The organism is Bacillus sp. JJ783 (assembly GCF_036963225.1).
GTDB classification, from domain to species: Bacteria; Bacillota; Bacilli; order Bacillales; family Bacillaceae_G; genus Bacillus_A; species Bacillus_A cereus_U.
Window position 1 is genome coordinate 30,381 of record NZ_JBALMG010000031.1, and the last position, 17,129, is coordinate 47,509.

The window sequence follows — 17,129 nt, forward strand, 5'->3', positions numbered from 1 at the left end:
GAGACAGATGCCAAATATTGCAGTAGTAGGTAGTATTTCAATGGACTTAGTGGCTGTTTCAAAAATACGGCCGAAAGCAGGCGAAACGGTAATTGGTGAAGCATTTCATACGATCCCAGGAGGGAAAGGGGCCAACCAAGCAGTAGCTGCAGCTAGATTAGGAGCAAATGTAGCGATGGTTGGTGCAGTAGGAAATGATGATTACGGAACGGTAGTTAGAAAAAATTTAGAGAACGAACGCGTTTTTATCGACTATGTGGTACCGGTTACAGATAGAACGACAGGAATCGCTCATATCGTTTTAGCAGAAGAGGATAACAGCATTGTTGTCGTACAAGGAGCAAATGCTCTTGTAAATGAGCCGATTGTAGATCGTTCAAAAGACCTTCTTGTAAAAGCAGATATGGTTGTTCTTCAACTAGAGATTCCGCTTGAAACAGTAAAATACGTTCTGGCTATTTGTGAGGAGCACAAAATTCCAGTTATGTTGAATCCGGCTCCAGCACAATTTTTATCAGAAGATATTTTAGAAAAAGCGACTTATATTACGCCGAATGAGCATGAATGTCGCATCGTATTAAATGATTTCACATCACCAATTGAAGAGTTACTGGCTAAATATCCAAACAAACTACTGATGACAGAAGGTTCTAATGGTGTTCGTTTTCATAACGGAACGGAAGTTGTTCAAGTTCCAAGTATTGCCGTAGATGTAGTAGATACGACTGGAGCTGGTGATACATTTAATGGCGCGTTAGCAGTTGCGCTTTCTGAAGGAGAAATACTTCAAAAGGCTATTCGTTTCGCAAATATTGCTGGTGGTCTTTCTGTAACAAGACTTGGGGCACAGGGCGGTATGCCAACGAGAGATAGAGTACGTGAAGTGCAGGTGATTGTTGGATGAAAAAGCACGGTGTATTAAATAGTGAAATTGCGGCAGTCCTTGCTTCACTTGGACATACAGATACGATTGTAATTGCTGATTGCGGGTTACCTATTCCTGATGGAGTAAAACGAATTGATTTAGCAGTTGAAATCGGAAAACCTAGTTTTTTAGACGTATTACAAGTTGTTGCTGATGATATGGCAATTGAGAAAGTGACGTTAGCAGAAGAAGTCATTATGAATAATGCGGTGGTAAATAAAGAAGTTGAGATGTGTTTAATAGAGCCAGCATTTGAATATGTGTCTCATAAGGAATTTAAAGAGCATACAAAGAGAGCGAAGGCGATTATTCGTACAGGAGAAGCAACGCCTTATGCGAATGTTATTTTACATGCAGGCGTGATTTTTTAATAAAGGGATGTGATGAGAATGCATATTGAAATGAAGAACATTTCAAAAGCGTTCAGTGGTAATCCTGTTCTAAAAAACGCACAGTTTATGATTGAAACAGGAGAAGTCCATGCATTGATGGGGGAAAACGGAGCGGGGAAATCGACGCTCATGAAGATTCTAACAGGTGTATATAAAAAAGACAGTGGAGCAGTCACAATTGATGGACAAGAACGAACTTTTAAAAATGCGAAAGAAGCGGAAGAGTACGGTATTGCATTTATCCATCAAGAGTTGAACATATTACCGAATTTAACGGTAGCTGAAAATATGTTTCTTGGAAAAGAGTTAATGTATGGAAAAACGGGCATTTTACGTACGCGTCAAATGAATGCGATTGCCCAGCAGCAATTGGCAGATCTTGGTCTACATGTGAGAGGCGCTATGCTAGCAGGTGAATTATCAGTTGGACAACAGCAAATTATTGAAATTGCTAAAGCATTAATGACAAATGCGAGCGTTATTATTATGGATGAACCTACAGCAGCATTAACAGATCGCGAAATTGAAACACTGTTTATTGTTATTAATAAATTGCGTAAAGAGGACGTTTCGTTTGTTTATATTTCACACCGGATGGAAGAAATTTTTTCAATATGTGATGCTATTACGATTTTACGTGATGGAGAATATGTAGGGAAAAGATTAATTCCGGAGACATCATTTGATGAAGTAGTTAGCATGATGGTGGGTCGTAGTATTGGTGAACGTTATCCAGAACGAAATAGTCAAATTGGCGAAGTGATTTTTGAAATGCGTAACGGAACGAAAAAGGGGAAATTTGAAAATGTTTCGTTTCAAGTTAGAAAAGGTGAAATCCTTGGTGTTGCGGGCTTGATGGGAGCTGGTCGCACGGATATTATGAAAGCGATATTTGGATATGAACCGCTTGATTCAGGACAAATTTTTATGAATGGACAAGAAGTGAAAATTGATAGTCCAATTGATGCGATTAGACAACGAATTGCCTTTATTACAGAGGATAGAAAATCTGAAGGGCTTGTGTTAGATTTTTCGATTCGTGAAAATTTAGCTTTACCAAATTTAGAAAGTCTTTCAAAGGGAAGCGTTGTTAATAAAGGTTTAGAACAGCAATTTACAGAGGATATGATGAAGCTTCTTAATGTGAAAGCAGCAAACGGAGAGCAAGCTGTAAAATCTCTTTCTGGTGGAAATCAGCAAAAGATTGTAATTGCAAAATGGTTAGGTATTCATCCGCAGTTACTCATTTTAGATGAACCAACGAGAGGTGTAGATGTTGGGGCTAAAAAAGAAATTTACTCTATTATGAATAAGCTTACCGAGCAAGGAGATTCCGTTATTATGGTATCGTCTGAGCTTCCAGAAGTTTTAGGAATGAGTGATCGTGTTCTCGTCATTCATGAGGGGAAAATCGGTGGTATTTTAGAGAAGGATCAGGCATCGCAAGAGTCTATTATGGCACTAGCTACAGGGGGAGAGTAAGATATGGCTAAGAAGGGGAATGTATTACAACAACTTGGTTCTTTAATTGGATTAGTATTAATTATCGTAGTAATTACAGCTTTAAATCCAGCATTTATTGAAATTCCAAATTTATTTAATATACTGCGCCAAGTATCGATTAATGCACTCATTGCATTTGGAATGACCTTCGTTATTTTAACAGGGGGTATTGACTTATCGGTAGGTTCTATTTTAGCATTATCAAGTGCACTTGTTGCCGGAATGATGGCAAGTGGCATGGATCCGTTCCTTGCAATGGTAGTTGGATTATTAGCAGGTCTTGCAATGGGAATTATAAACGGTATCATTATTGCGAAGGGAAAAGTAGCTCCGTTTATTGCAACTTTAGCAACAATGACTATTTTTCGCGGGTTGACGCTTGTGTATATGGACGGACGTCCGATCACTGGTCTTGGTGATCATTTAATGTTCCAAATGTTTGGCCGTGGTTATTTCCTTGGTATTCCTGTGCCAGCCGTTACAATGATGATCGCTTTTGCAGTACTGTACTTTATTTTAAAGAAAACAACGTTTGGTCGCCGTACGTTTGCGATTGGTGGAAATGAAGAAGCGGCAGCTTTATCTGGTATTAATGTTACGAGAATTAAAGTAATGATTTACGGTCTTTCCGGAATTTTGGCAGCGCTTGCAGGTATTGTCTTAACATCAAGATTAGATTCTGCACAGCCGACTGCTGGTACTTCTTACGAATTAGATGCAATTGCTGCAGTTGTGTTAGGAGGAACGAGTCTTTCAGGTGGAAGAGGATGGATTGTTGGTACATTCATCGGTGTGCTTATTATTGGTGTACTAAATAACGGTTTAAATTTATTAGGTGTATCTTCTTTCTTCCAACAAGTTGTAAAAGGACTTGTAATCTTACTAGCTGTACTAATTGATCGTCGAAAAGAAGCGTAATGGAGGGGCAATTCATGAAAAAATGGTTACTGATACTCGTTGCATGCATCATGGTAGTTACTGCTGGTTGTTCAATGGAACCACCAGATTGGGCAAAGGATTCTGGCGATAAAGGTCGAAATAAAACTATTAAAGTTGGATTTTCTGTTTCAACTTTAAATAATCCATTTTTCGTCACGTTGAAAAAAGGTGCAGAAAAGAAAGCAAAAGATAGCGGCATTGAATTAATTGCTGTTGATGCACAAAATGATGCAGCGAAGCAAACAAACGATGTTGAAGATTTAATTCAAAAAGGTGTCGATGTAGTTGTTATTAATCCAACCGACTCAGATGCTGTTGCTTCAGCGGTAAGTGCAGCCAATGCAGCCAATGTTCCTGTTATTACAGTAGACCGAGTTGCAAATTCAGGTAAAGTTGTTTCTCACATAGCTTCCAACAATGTAGAAGGTGGCCAAATGGCTAGTGATTATATTCGGGAATTAGTTGGTGAAGGAACAAATGTTGCTGAGTTAGAAGGAATCCCTGGATCGTCTGCTGCTCGTGAGCGTGGGAAAGGATTCCATAACGTAGCTGATAAGTCTTTAAAAGTAGTAGCAAAACAAGCAGCTGATTTCGATCGTGCAAAAGGGTTATCCGTTATGGAAAATATTTTGCAAGCAAATAGCGATATAAAAGCAGTGTTTGCTCATAACGATGAAATGGCATTAGGCGCACTTGAGGCGTTGAAATCTGCTGGCAAAACGGACGTAGTCGTTGTTGGATTTGATGCAACGGACGATGCTGTAAAAGCGGTTAAAGATGGGCGCATGGCAGCAACAGTCGCTCAAAAACCGGAATTAATCGGAGAGAAGGCGATGGAAACAGCGAAAGAAATAACACAAGGTAAAAAAGTGGACAAATTTGTTCCGATTGAATTAGAGCTTATTAAGAAAAAATAAATAAATATAAAATGAAAATTAGGAAGGAAGAATAACAAATGAAATTTTTTATTGATACAGCAAACATTAACGAAATTAAAGAGGCAAATGCATTAGGTGTAGTAGCTGGAGTAACGACAAATCCATCACTTGTAGCAAAAGAAGGCGTAGATTTCCATGAGCGTATTCGTGAAATTTGCAGCTTTATTGAAGGACCTGTAAGCGCAGAAGTAATTAGCTTAGAAGCTGATAAAATGATTGAAGAAGGAAAAGAGTTAGCAAAAATCGCTCCAAACGTTGTTGTAAAAGTTCCAATGACAACAGAAGGCTTAAAAGCAGTAAAAGCATTCTCAGATTTAGGAATTCGTACAAACGTTACATTAGTATTCTCAGCAGTGCAAGCATTACTTGCAGCTCGCGCTGGTGCGACATACGTTTCACCGTTCTTAGGTCGCTTAGATGATATCGGTCATAACGGTATGGACTTAATTCGCCAAATCGCAGAAATCTTTGCAATTCACGGCATTGAAACAGAAATCATTGCAGCATCTGTACGTCACAGTGTTCACGTAACAGAAGCAGCATTAAACGGTTCACATATTGCAACAATCCCAGCAAACGTAATCGCTTCATTAGTGAAGCACCCATTAACAGATCAAGGAATTGAGAAATTCTTAGCTGATTGGGAAAAAACACAAGAGAAATAATACGAAATGGAGAACCCGAGTTTAATTAACTTGGGTTCTTTTTTTTGTTTGAAAGAATTTTCATGCAATTGTGCATATTGTCTTTTAAATTTTTAATATAAGCTATTTAATATATAACAAATCACTCTTTATTTTTCACATTTCGACATAAAAAGATAGAGGGTCTGACCAGAAAACTGGAGGGCATGATTCTATAACAGAAAGCTTATTGCTTATAGAATCATGTCTTTTATTATACAAGGGAGGATAGTTTACGTGTTTTTATCTGAAGTTTAAGATTGATACAAGGGGATGATTAAAATGAGAAAAAAAGCGCCATTTAAAGTGTTGTCATCATTAACGATCGCGACATTCATCGGATGCTCAGCTGTAATGAGTGCTCCGTTAGCATACGCAGAAACGCCAGCAAAAGAAAGTGTGTCTACAACGCCAATTGATCATAACTTAATTCAAGAAGATCGTTTAGCGGAAGCGCTGAAAGAAAGAGGAACAATTAATCCAGCATCATCAAAAGAAGAGACAAAAAAGGCTGTAGAGCAATATATTGAAAAGAAACAAGGGGATCAGGCAAATAAAGAAATTCTTCCAGATGATGCTGCTCAAGAAGCATCTGATTTCGTGAAAAAGGTAAAAGAGAAAAAGATGGAAGAAAAGGAAAAAGTAAAGAAAGCTGAAAAAAATGTTAGCCCTGAGCAAAAGCCAGAGCCAAATAAAAAGCAATTAGATGGGAAAGTTCCAACTTCTAAGGCGAAACAAGCTCCATATAGTGGATCTGTTCGCAATGATAAAGTGTTAGTGTTACTCGTTGAATTTAGTGATTATAAACATAATAATATTGAACAAATACCAGGTTATATGTATTCGAAAGATTTTAGTAGAGACCATTATCAAAAAATGTTATTTGGTAATGAACCTTACACATTATTTGATGGTTCGAAAGTAAAAACATTTAAACAATATTATGAAGAGCAGTCTGGCGGTAGTTATACGACAGACGGATATGTAACGGAGTGGCTAACTGTCCCAGGCAAAGCATCTGATTACGGAGCTGATGGTAGCAGTGGTCATGATAATAAAGGACCAAAAGGAGCACGTGATTTAGTGAAGGAAGCTTTAAATGCGGCAGCTGAAAAGGGATTAGATTTATCTCAATTTGATCAATTCGATAGATATGATACAAATGGTGACGGTAATCAAAATGAATCTGACGGTGTAATTGATCATTTAATGGTAATCCATGCTGGTGTTGGTCAAGAAGCTGGTGGCGGTAAATTAGGTGATGATGCGATTTGGTCACATCGTTCAAAATTAGCAAGAGATCCAGTAGCGATTGAAGGTACAAAATCAAAGGTAGATTATTGGGATGGAAAAGTAGCAGCGCATGATTACACAATTGAACCAGAAGACGGTGCAGTAGGTGTGTTTGCACATGAATTTGGACATGACCTTGGTTTACCGGATGAATATGATACGAAGTATACTGGAACTGGATCACCAGTCGAAGCTTGGTCATTGATGAGTGGAGGTAGCTGGACAGGGAAAATCGCAGGAACAGAGCCAACTAGTTTTTCTCCACAAAATAAAGACTTTTTACAAAAGAATATGGGCGGCAACTGGGCGAAAATTTTAGAAGTAGATTACGATAAAATTAAGCGTGGTGTAGGAGTTCCTACATATATTGATCAAAGTGTTACAAAATCAAATCGTCCAGGTATAGTACGTGTCAATTTACCAGATAAGAGTATCGAAACAATTAAGCCTGGGTTTGGAAAACAGGCATACTATAGTACAAGAGGCGATGATATTCATACGAAATTAGAAACACCGTTCTTTGATTTAACGAAGGGAACAAATGCAAAGTTTGATTATAAGGCGAATTATGAATTAGAAGCTGAGTGTGATTTCATCGAAGTACATGTTGTAACTGAAGATGGAACAAAAACATTGATTGATAGATTAGGAGAAAAGATAGTACAAGATGATAAAGATACAACAGATGGGAAATGGATTGATAAATCATACGATTTAAGTCAGTTCAAAGGGAAGAAAGTTAAACTACAATTCGACTATATTACAGATCCAGCTTTAACATATAAAGGTTTTGCAATGGATAATGTAAATGTAACAGTTGATGGACAAGTAGTATTTTCAGATGATGCAGAAGGACAATCTAAAATGAAGTTAAATGGGTTCGTTGTTTCTGATGGGACAGAAAAGAAACCCCATTATTATTATCTAGAGTGGAGAAACTATGCTGGGTCAGATAATGGATTAAAAGCGGGAAGAGGTCCGGTGTATAATACAGGTCTTGTCGTTTGGTATGCAGATGATAGCTTCAAAGATAACTGGGTTGGGGTGCATCCAGGTGAAGGATTCCTTGGTGTTGTTGACTCTCATCCAGAAGCGTTAGTTGGCAATCTAAACGGGAAACCAGCGTACGGTAATACTGGAATGCAAATTGCAGATGCTGCATTTTCATTTGATCAAACGCCGACATGGAGTGCAAATTCATTAACACGTGGACAATTTAATTATACTGCATTACAAGGTGTTACAACATTTGATGATTCAAAAGTATACAGCAACAAACAAATTGCTGACGCAGGACGCAAAGTTCCAAACCTTGGTCTTAAATTCCAAGTTGTTGGACAAGCAGATGATAAGTCTGCAGGTGCTGTTTGGATTAGACGTTAATAAAGTGAAACTTTAATTAGTGGGGGTTTTGTCCATCCCCCACCAATCGGGATAAAATAAAAGCACATTCTTCATATGAAGAATGTGCTTTTTTATTTGTACAGTAAGTTATTATTTTAGCTTGTGTAATACAACTGTTTATCTATGTGTAGTGTATCAAATTATGTGGGGAAAGGAAATATTTCCGAGGAAATTGTCGAAGTATCGTTGGTATTTATTCAGTTTCTTTTTTAAAGGAAGAACGTAGTATTGCTTTTATACATAAGTTTATTTACAGTATTACTTGGTTATATGCAAAAGTAATATATTAGGAGAAAAAAAGACAATGATGGGCTACCCCATCATTGTCTTTTTCACTTTGCTTCTTACATAAATCATTCCAGCAAATGTTAATAAGAATGCAGTTCCGATAACAAAGCTAGCGCTAGGTGATGCCCCGATTGCTCCGACTGTAAAGGAGCCAGCAACAACTCCTAACGAGAAGAATGCATAAAACAATCCGAATGCTTTCCCTCGGTTACCATCTGTTGTATTTTCAACAAGTAAAGCATTAATTGCTGGGAAGAGGATAGCGAATCCAATTCCATAAATCATCATAACGATAAAGAGCATGCCTTTTGTTGCAAATAATCCGAGTAAAGATAACGCTAGTGCCATTACTGCAATCCCGATTAGCATTAGTTTTGAACGATTAAATCGATCGTAAATGCGATTTGTTGGCAGTAAGAAGAAGAGGATAGCGGTAATTCCGAATACACTTAACATCATGCCTGTTGTAGATGCTTTAAGTGCTAACGCCTCAACTTTTACTGGTAACATATAAGTGACAATCCCTTGTGAAAACATTAGTGTGAAAGCACCAATATATGCTTGTAATAAAGGTTCAGATCTCAATAGTTCAATCATATCTTCTTTGTTCATCATTTGTGTTCTTGATGTATCTTTCCTTGATACGTTATTTGGTAAGAAGAATAGAGATACGATTGTACCAAGGACCATTAAAATAGAAATGGTAATGAACACCCACTCTATACCAGCTGTTGCTTTCATAATGCCGCTGAAAGCAGGTCCTACGATTGCCGCTGTTCCAACAGCAGCACCAGATAGAGCCATTGCCTTACCTTGCCTTGCTGAATTTGTTTGTTTTGATAAAAACGTAAAGGCAGCAGGAATTAAAAATCCGTCACTAAAACCGTGCATAAAGCGCACAACTAATAGTTGTTCACCACTTTGAACAACGGTGTATAACAAGACTATGAAACTCGTAATTCCCATGCTTATATAAAGGATTTTTTTTGCACCAAATTTATCAACAGCGGCTCCAGCAATAATATTACCGATCATATTAGCGAATGAGTACATACCGACAACTAGCCCGATAACAAGAGGGGTTCCTCCAAGGCTTTGAGCGAAAGTACTCATAATAGGTAATTGTGAAAATGTATCTAAAAACGCTACGATAACAATAAAGTAAATAAAATATTTCAAGCGATATTCACCTCTCCTATGCTATTATGGCATAATGCTAATTTCAACCGCAATGAAATTGAATTAACAGATGTGGAAAAAAGTACAAAGTGACAAAATATTGAACGTTATTTGTTAAAATTTAGTGGAAATGAGATTGTTTTTTGAAATATATGGATAAAAGTATTATAATAGATTTGTAAACTTCACCAGGTTAAGTATATACATAGAGAGGGATGTATAAAATGAAAGCATTACTTTGGCATAATCAACATGATGTACGAGTAGAAGAAGTACCAGAACCAACTGTAAGACCAGGAGCAGTGAAAATTAAAGTTAAATGGTGTGGTATCTGCGGGACAGACCTGCATGAATATTTAGCAGGTCCTATTTTTATTCCAACAGAAGAACATCCATTAACACACGTAAAAGCACCGGTTATTTTAGGTCATGAGTTTAGTGGTGAGGTAGTAGAAATTGGTGAAGGAGTTACATCTCATAAAGTGGGAGACCGCGTTGTTGTAGAACCAATTTATTCTTGTGGTAAATGTGAAGCTTGTAAACATGGACATTACAATGTTTGTGAACAACTTGTTTTCCACGGTCTTGGTGGAGACGGCGGTGGTTTCTCTGAATATACAGTAGTACCAGAAGATATGGTTCATCATATTCCAGATGAAATGACGTATGAACAAGGTGCGCTTGTAGAACCAGCAGCAGTAGCAGTTCATGCAGTACGTCAAAGTAAATTAAAAGAGGGTGAAGCTGTAGCTGTATTTGGTTGTGGTCCGATTGGGCTTCTTGTAATCCAAGCAGCAAAAGCAGCAGGCGCAACTCCTGTTATCGCAGTGGAACTTTCTAAAGAACGTCAAGAGCTAGCTAAATTAGCAGGTGCTGATTACGTATTAAATCCAGCAACTCAAGATGTACTAGCAGAAATTCGTAACTTAACAAATGGTTTAGGTGTAAATGTTAGCTTTGAAGTAACAGGTGTTGAAGTTGTACTTCGTCAAGCAATTGAAAGTACAAGCTTTGAAGGCCAAACTGTAATTGTTAGTGTGTGGGAAAAAGATGCGACAATTACTCCGAACAACCTTGTATTAAAAGAAAAAGAAGTTATCGGTATTCTTGGATATCGTCATATATTCCCAGCTGTTATTAAATTAATTAGCTCTGGCCAAATTCAAGCAGAGAAATTAATTACGAAAAAAATTACAGTGGACCAAGTTGTTGAAGAAGGCTTTGAAGCACTTGTAAAAGATAAAAAACAAGTGAAAATTCTTGTTTCACCTAAATAATATATAATAGAAGAAAGTAGCTCTTTTCTAGAAATAGAAAAGGGCTACTTTTTTTCTATACTGAAAGGTGATAGACTTTCCTTTAACTAAAGGTATTTTTGTTTGGAAGGGGAAGTCCAATGCTTTCATTTATGTTGACATTGAAACGGATGTTAAGAGCCTGTTTACGAGCATGGAAAGATAAAGAGTTTCAAGTGTTATTCGTATTAACAATTTTGACATTAACATCGGGGACGATTTTTTATAGTACAGTTGAAGGGTTACGTCCTCTTGACGCTTTATATTTTAGTGTGGTCACGTTGACGACTGTCGGTGATGGGAATTTTAGTCCGCAAACTGATTTTGGAAAGGTATTTACGATCTTATACATATTTATCGGGATTGGATTAGTGTTTGGATTTATTCATAAATTGGCAGTTAATGTGCAACTGCCAAGTATATTATCGAAAAGAAAAAAAGAGTAAAGCAGTTAATCGCTTTACTCTTTTTTTACATTAGTTTAGACAAGTATTTGCAGTAGCTTAACAATACTTTATTACAATGTAAGTGTATTCGTTCATTACGTTCACTATGTATAAAGTTATAGTGATATGAACATTTGCATATTTTAATTTAATAATAGAAATTCGGTGAAAGGTGAGATATTCTAATCATAGGTTAACCGGAAGACATCATAGGATCCTAAAAAAATATGAACAATAATTCAATTATAAAATGGAGGATTTCAGATGAAAAAGAAAGTTCTTGCTTTAGCAGCAGCTATTACGTTAGTAGCGCCATTACAAAGCGTTGCATTTGCTCATGAAAACGATGGAGGACAGAGAGTTGGAGTTATTCCGCGCTGGTCTGCTGAAGATAAGCATAAAGAAGGCGTAAACTCTCATTTATGGATTGTAAACCGTGCAATGGATATTATGTCTCGTAATACAACACTTGTAAAACAAGATCAAGTTGCACTATTAAATGAATGGCGTACGGAGTTAGAGAACGGTATTTATGCTGCTGACTATGAAAATCCTTATTATGATAATAGCACATTTGCTTCACACTTCTATGACCCTGACAATGGAAAAACTTATATTCCATTTGCAAAGCAGGCAAAGGAAACTGGAGCTAAATATTTCAAATTAGCAGGTGAGTCATACAAAAATAAAGATATGAAACAAGCATTCTTCTATTTGGGGTTATCTCTTCATTATTTAGGGGATGTAAATCAACCGATGCATGCAGCAAACTTTACAAATCTTTCGTATCCACAAGGGTTCCATTCTAAATATGAAAACTTTGTAGATACGATAAAAGATAATTATAAAGTAACGGATGGAAATGGATATTGGAACTGGAAAGGTACAAATCCAGAAGATTGGATTCATGGAGCGGCAGTAGTTGCGAAACAAGATTACTCTGGCATTGTAAATGATAATACGAAAGATTGGTTCGTGAAAGCAGCTGTATCACAAGAATATGCAGATAAATGGCGCGCTGAAGTTACACCAATGACAGGTACGCGATTAATGGATGCACAACGTGTTACTGCTGGATACATCCAGCTTTGGTTTGATACGTACGGAAATCGTTAAATATTTGAAAAAGGTCAAATCTCAGAATAGAGTATTTGGCCTTTTTATTACTACACAGTACATGGAGGTATGAAACGTGAAAGGTAAATTGCTAAAAGGTGTACTTAGCTTTGGTATTGGTTTAGGAGCTTTATATAGTGGATCTTCAGCTCAAGCAGAAATGTCTACAAATCAAAATGATACGTTAAAAGTAATGACCCATAATGTATATATGTTATCAACGAATTTATATCCAAACTGGGGACAAAATGAGCGTGCGGATTTAATTGGGGCAGCGGATTATATGAAAAATCAAGATGTTGTTATATTAAATGAAGTGTTTGATAATAGTGCTTCAAATCGCTTATTAGGAAATTTGAAGAAAGAATATCCAAATCAAACGGCAGTATTAGGTCGTAGTAGTGGAAGCGAGTGGGATAAGACGTTAGGCAACTATTCATCTTCGACTCCTGAAGATGGAGGTGTAGCGATTGTGAGTAAATGGCCAATTGTTGAAAAGATTCAATATGTATTCGAAAAAGGCTGTGGACCAGATAACTTATCAAATAAAGGATTTGTATACACAAAAGTTAAGAAAAATGATCGTTTTGTGCATGTAATTGGGACTCATTTACAAGCTGAAGATAGTATGTGTGGAAAAACTTCGCCGGCATCTGTACGTACAAAACAGCTACAAGAAATTCAAGAGTTTATTAAAAATAAAAATATACCAAATAACGATTATGTGTTAATTGGTGGTGATATGAATGTGAATAAAATAAATGCTGAGAACAATAGTGACTCAGAGTACGCATCCATGTTCAAAACATTGCACGCTTCTATTCCATCTTACACTGGGCATACTGCAACTTGGGATGCGACGACAAACAGTATTGCGAAATATAACTTTCCCGATAGCCCTGCCGAGTATTTAGATTATATTATTACAAGTAAGGACCATGCTAATCCATCGTATATAGAGAATAAGGTGTTACAGTCGAAATCGCCACAATGGACTGTTACGTCATGGCTCAAAAAATATACATATAATGATTACTCGGATCATTATCCAGTAGAGGCGACTATTTCTATGAAGTAGAGTAGCCTAAAAAAGTTTCTTCGTAAAGAAGAAACTTTTTTTATTTGAAAACAGGAAAATCATTCTTTCTTTCCAATATGTATAAGACATATATATAAGAGGAGAGAAAAATGTGGATAGAGGAATTTTTAAGGAAGTTCCATTACCGTGTGCATTTTTAGATGAAGTGGCTTTAGAGAGGAATATTCAATCGATTATAGAGTTAAGTGGAGATAAGAAGATTCGCATAGCGAGTAAATCATTACGCTCTGTTCCAATTATGAAAAAGATTTTAGCTGCAAATAATCGCTTTCAAGGTATTATGTGTTTTTCTCCTAGAGAAGCTTTGTTTTTAATTGAACAAGGATTTAATGATCTACTGCTCGGATATCCTGCTTATGATGAAAGAGCTTTATATGAAATTAGTTTGCTAACAAAGCAAGGGCTCATTATAACTTGTATGGTGGATTGTGAAGACCATATTACTTATTTAGAAAAAATTGCTGAGAAGTCTAAAGGGTGTTTTCGCGTTTGTTTGGATATTGATATGAGTAGTCGTTTTTTAAAATTTCATTTTGGTGTAAAAAGATCCCCGGTAAAAGATGTGCAGAGCGCTTTGAAAATAGTAGAAAAGGTGAAGGGCTCATCATATTTAATACTAGATGGTGTAATGGGATATGAAGCTCAAATTGCCGGGGTGGGGGATCATATACCGAATCAATGGATGAAAAGTAAAGTGGTTTCGTATTTAAAGAAGAAATCAGTGTTAGAGGTTAAAGAAAGAAGAGGACGTATCGTAAAAGAACTACAAAACCTTGGTATTGAACTAAGATTTGTAAATGGGGGAGGAACAGGAAGTATAAAAACAACTGAGCAAGATAACTCAGTTACGGAGATTACTGTAGGGTCCGCCTTTTACTCTCCTAAACTGTTTGATTATTATAAAGAAGTAAAATTTCAGCCAGCCGTTGGATTTGCTTTACCAGTTGTACGTAAACCGGCTCCGTTTATTTATACTTGCCTAGGCGGCGGATATATTGCCTCAGGTGCAGTTGGTAAAGATAAAGAGCCTGAGGTTTGGCGACCGGGTGGTGCAAAACTATTAGCTTTAGAAGGTGCTGGTGAAGTGCAAACACCAATTTTTTATAACGGTGAGGAACGAGTGGATATAGGAGATTCTATCTTGTTTCGTCATAGTAAAGCTGGAGAGTTATGTGAGCGTTTTCCTGTTTTGTATCGCATTAAACAAGGGGAAATTGTTGGAGAGTATTCAACATATCGGGGGGATGGACAATGCTTTCTATAAAGGGAAAAAAATGGAGAAATTGGACAGGGAATGTAGAAGGAACACCGCATTATACGATGTATCCAAAAAGTATACAAGATGTAGTAGAAGTTGCAGGGTATGCACGAAAAAAAGGAAAGAAAATTCGTGTTGTCGGTTCAGGGCATTCTTTTACACCTCTTGTGCAAACGGAAGAAATTTTAGTTTCTTTAGATGAATTGAAGGGCATTATGAATATTGATGTAGAGAAGATGACTGTTGAAGTGTGGGCGGGAACAAAGTTACATGATTTAGGGAAGTTACTTCAGGAAAAAGGTTATGCGCAAGAAAATTTAGGGGATATTGATTCACAATCTATTGCGGGAGCGATTAGTACGGGAACTCATGGGACGGGTGTTACATTTGGGAGTTTATCAACACAAGTTATAGAGATCACGGCAGTTTTATCAACAGGTGAGAGTATAGTTTGTTCAGAAACCGAAAACGCCGAATATTGGAAAGCATTTCAGTTGTCGCTTGGAATGCTAGGTATCATTGTAAAGATAAAATTGAAGGTTATCCCAGCGTATTCTCTCGTTTATGAAAGCGAAAAACAGTCATTAACTACTGTAATGAACAAACTAGAAGAATATAAGAAGAATCGTCATTTTGAATTTTTCGTTTTTCCTTATTCAGATGAAGTGCAAGTGAAATTTACAAACGAAACAACGAGTAAAGAAAGTGATTTGAAATGGCATAAACTAAAGGTGGAGTTACTTGAAAATAGGATGTTCTCTTTGTTATCTAAAGGGTGTAAATGGTTTCCTTCTATAAGTAAAGGAGTAAGCCGATTATCAGCTAAGGCTGTACCAAATACGAAAATAATTGGCGTAAGCTATGAAGTGTTCGCTACATCACGTACGGTTCCATTTTATGAAATGGAGTATAGTGTTCCTTCAAAGTATATGAGGACTGTTGTAGAAGAAATTTCAAATCTTATTGAAAAGAAAAAGTATAAGGTACACTTCCCGATTGAATGCCGTTATGTGAAAGGTGATGATATATGGCTCAGTCCAGCGTACGGAAGAGATTCAGCGTATATTGCTGTTCATATGTATAAAGGTATGAAGTATGCCGCTTATTTTGGTGAAGTGGAGGAAATTTTTCTAAAGTATGAAGGGCGCCCACATTGGGGGAAAATGCATACGTTAACGTACGAAAAATTACAAAATATATATCCAGAATTGCATTCGTTTCTAAAAATGAGGAAGTCACTAGATGAAACAGGAATGTTTTTAAGCCCTTATACAGAAAAGTTATTTACGATTATGAAAAAAAGCTGACAAATTATTATTTGTCAGCTTTTTTAAGTGTAATTGCATTTCTTGTATGACTAATACGCTCGTAAAATAGTAATTTATCACTGCTAAGTACATGTAATAAAACATGAATAATAAATAGCCCGTTAATTACGAATTGGAATAACAATATAACCAGTAATACTAAAGGCTCTGTATGATTTAAGATAGAGCTACTAGAAAGAATATAATTGATTCCACCTAAAATGAAATAGAATATACCGTAACGAATGAATAATTCCTTCATTGTAATATGTTCGGATTTTCCTTTAACGTAAATACGAAGCAATGCTTTCCCAATTGTTTTTCCGTTCGTAAAGTATGGAATGATAATAAAGTAAATTAAGATTGAACATGCAATGAAAAGGAGTTCGTATACATTTGTATAAGATTGGATGTTAGAAATAAATAGTGAGTTCCCTTTGTTTTTAATGAAAGGTACAACGATAGATAAGAAAATCCAATCAATTTGCATAGCAATGAGACGACGAACGAATCCAACTGGTTTCGTTTCTAAATCAATATGACTATCTAACTCGCTCGCTTTCGGAAGGAAGTACGTAAATATTGGTGCGATAATAAAACCAATGATTCCTCCTAATGTATTTAAAAACAAATCGTCTATATCGAATAGGCGATAGGCACAATTATATATACCATATAATCCAGTCACCTGTGTTAGCTCGAAAAATAGTGAAAGACAAAAAGAAATACAAATAGTCTGTAAGAAACTACGTCGGAAATAATAACGTAAGTAAATACCGAATGGAACGGTTAATAGAACGTTAAAAGCAACTTGTAAAAATGCAGATTCTTTTAATAACAAGAAATAAGTAGTTGGTTTCGTTAAAATTGCCGATGTATGGTTACTAATCTCTTGTATGAAATAAAATGGTGAGAGTTGCATATGCTGTGTATTAGCGGGTTGTAGGCTACAAGTATCATACGTTTGTGGTAACGGCAAAATAACAAGAAAATAGGCATTTAATAAGTAAAGTAATAATGAGTATAAAATAAATGAGCGCCATTTATTTAAATAACCGTATTTT

At 36.5% G+C, this 17,129-nt stretch carries 15 protein-coding genes; 13 read left to right on the plus strand and 2 right to left on the minus strand.

Annotated elements, in window-relative coordinates:
• Positions 1–7: 7 nt before the first annotated feature.
• From rbsK to inhA2, 7 genes are all read left to right on the plus strand, one after another.
• Positions 8–904, plus strand: coding sequence for a ribokinase (gene rbsK / locus V7038_RS06500; protein ID WP_070127911.1), 897 nt, complete (start codon positions 8–10; stop codon positions 902–904).
• On the plus strand, positions 901–1,296 hold the full coding sequence (rbsD, locus tag V7038_RS06505) for a D-ribose pyranase (protein WP_002114121.1): 396 nt from the start codon (positions 901–903) through the stop codon (positions 1,294–1,296). Before rbsK ends, rbsD begins: the two co-directional genes overlap by 4 nt.
• Positions 1,297–1,314: 18 nt before the next feature.
• Positions 1,315–2,799, plus strand: a complete 1,485-nt coding sequence (rbsA, locus tag V7038_RS06510; RefSeq protein WP_070127912.1) for a ribose ABC transporter ATP-binding protein RbsA — start codon at positions 1,315–1,317, stop codon at positions 2,797–2,799.
• A 3-nt stretch (positions 2,800–2,802) separates the two neighbouring features.
• Positions 2,803–3,738, plus strand: a complete 936-nt coding sequence (locus V7038_RS06515; protein ID WP_002114125.1) for an ABC transporter permease subunit — start codon at positions 2,803–2,805, stop codon at positions 3,736–3,738.
• A 14-nt stretch (positions 3,739–3,752) separates the two neighbouring features.
• On the plus strand, positions 3,753–4,676 hold the full coding sequence (rbsB, locus tag V7038_RS06520) for a ribose ABC transporter substrate-binding protein RbsB (protein ID WP_002114128.1): 924 nt from the start codon (positions 3,753–3,755) through the stop codon (positions 4,674–4,676).
• Positions 4,677–4,714: 38 nt separating this feature from the next.
• A complete protein-coding gene (fsa, locus tag V7038_RS06525; RefSeq protein ID WP_000667669.1) occupies positions 4,715–5,362 on the plus strand; it encodes a fructose-6-phosphate aldolase in 648 nt (215 codons plus the stop codon).
• Positions 5,363–5,662: 300 nt separating this feature from the next.
• Positions 5,663–8,056 carry a M6 family metalloprotease immune inhibitor InhA2 gene (gene inhA2, locus V7038_RS06530; RefSeq protein WP_002114132.1) on the plus strand — a complete coding sequence of 798 codons (2,394 nt, stop codon included), beginning with the start codon at positions 5,663–5,665 and terminating at the stop codon, positions 8,054–8,056.
• 333 nt (positions 8,057–8,389) lie between these two features.
• On the opposite strand, the gene V7038_RS06535 is transcribed toward inhA2, so the two are convergent.
• The gene (locus V7038_RS06535) at positions 8,390–9,544 is read right to left on the minus strand and encodes an MFS transporter (RefSeq protein WP_002114139.1); all 1,155 of its coding nucleotides are present in this window, start codon (positions 9,542–9,544) and stop codon (positions 8,390–8,392) included.
• A gap of 224 nt (positions 9,545–9,768) precedes the next feature.
• Here V7038_RS06535 and bdhA point away from each other — a divergent pair, with 224 nt between their 5' ends.
• The 6 genes from bdhA (at position 9,769) to V7038_RS06565 (ending at position 16,065) form a co-directional block, all read left to right on the plus strand.
• The gene (bdhA, locus tag V7038_RS06540) at positions 9,769–10,821 is read left to right on the plus strand and encodes a (R,R)-butanediol dehydrogenase (RefSeq protein ID WP_002114142.1); all 1,053 of its coding nucleotides are present in this window, start codon (positions 9,769–9,771) and stop codon (positions 10,819–10,821) included.
• 119 nt (positions 10,822–10,940) lie between these two features.
• Positions 10,941–11,285: a potassium channel family protein gene (locus tag V7038_RS06545; protein ID WP_002114144.1), complete on the plus strand. Its 345-nt coding sequence runs from the start codon at positions 10,941–10,943 to the stop codon at positions 11,283–11,285.
• A 264-nt stretch (positions 11,286–11,549) separates the two neighbouring features.
• On the plus strand, positions 11,550–12,401 hold the full coding sequence (cerA, locus tag V7038_RS06550; RefSeq protein WP_002114146.1) for a phospholipase CerA: 852 nt from the start codon (positions 11,550–11,552) through the stop codon (positions 12,399–12,401).
• 76 nt (positions 12,402–12,477) lie between these two features.
• A complete protein-coding gene (gene sph / locus V7038_RS06555; protein ID WP_002114147.1) occupies positions 12,478–13,479 on the plus strand; it encodes a sphingomyelinase C in 1,002 nt (333 codons plus the stop codon).
• Positions 13,480–13,591: 112 nt separating this feature from the next.
• Complete coding sequence (locus V7038_RS06560) at positions 13,592–14,764, plus strand: amino acid deaminase/aldolase (RefSeq protein WP_335469570.1); 1,173 nt, start codon at positions 13,592–13,594, stop codon at positions 14,762–14,764.
• Entirely contained in the window at positions 14,752–16,065 is a 1,314-nt protein-coding gene (locus V7038_RS06565; protein WP_335469572.1) for a D-arabinono-1,4-lactone oxidase, read from the plus strand. Before V7038_RS06560 ends, V7038_RS06565 begins: the two co-directional genes overlap by 13 nt.
• A gap of 7 nt (positions 16,066–16,072) precedes the next feature.
• Here V7038_RS06565 and V7038_RS06570 read toward each other — a convergent pair.
• Positions 16,073–17,129 (minus strand): VanZ family protein (locus V7038_RS06570; protein ID WP_335469574.1); only part of this gene is annotated, 1,057 nt, incomplete at its 5' end.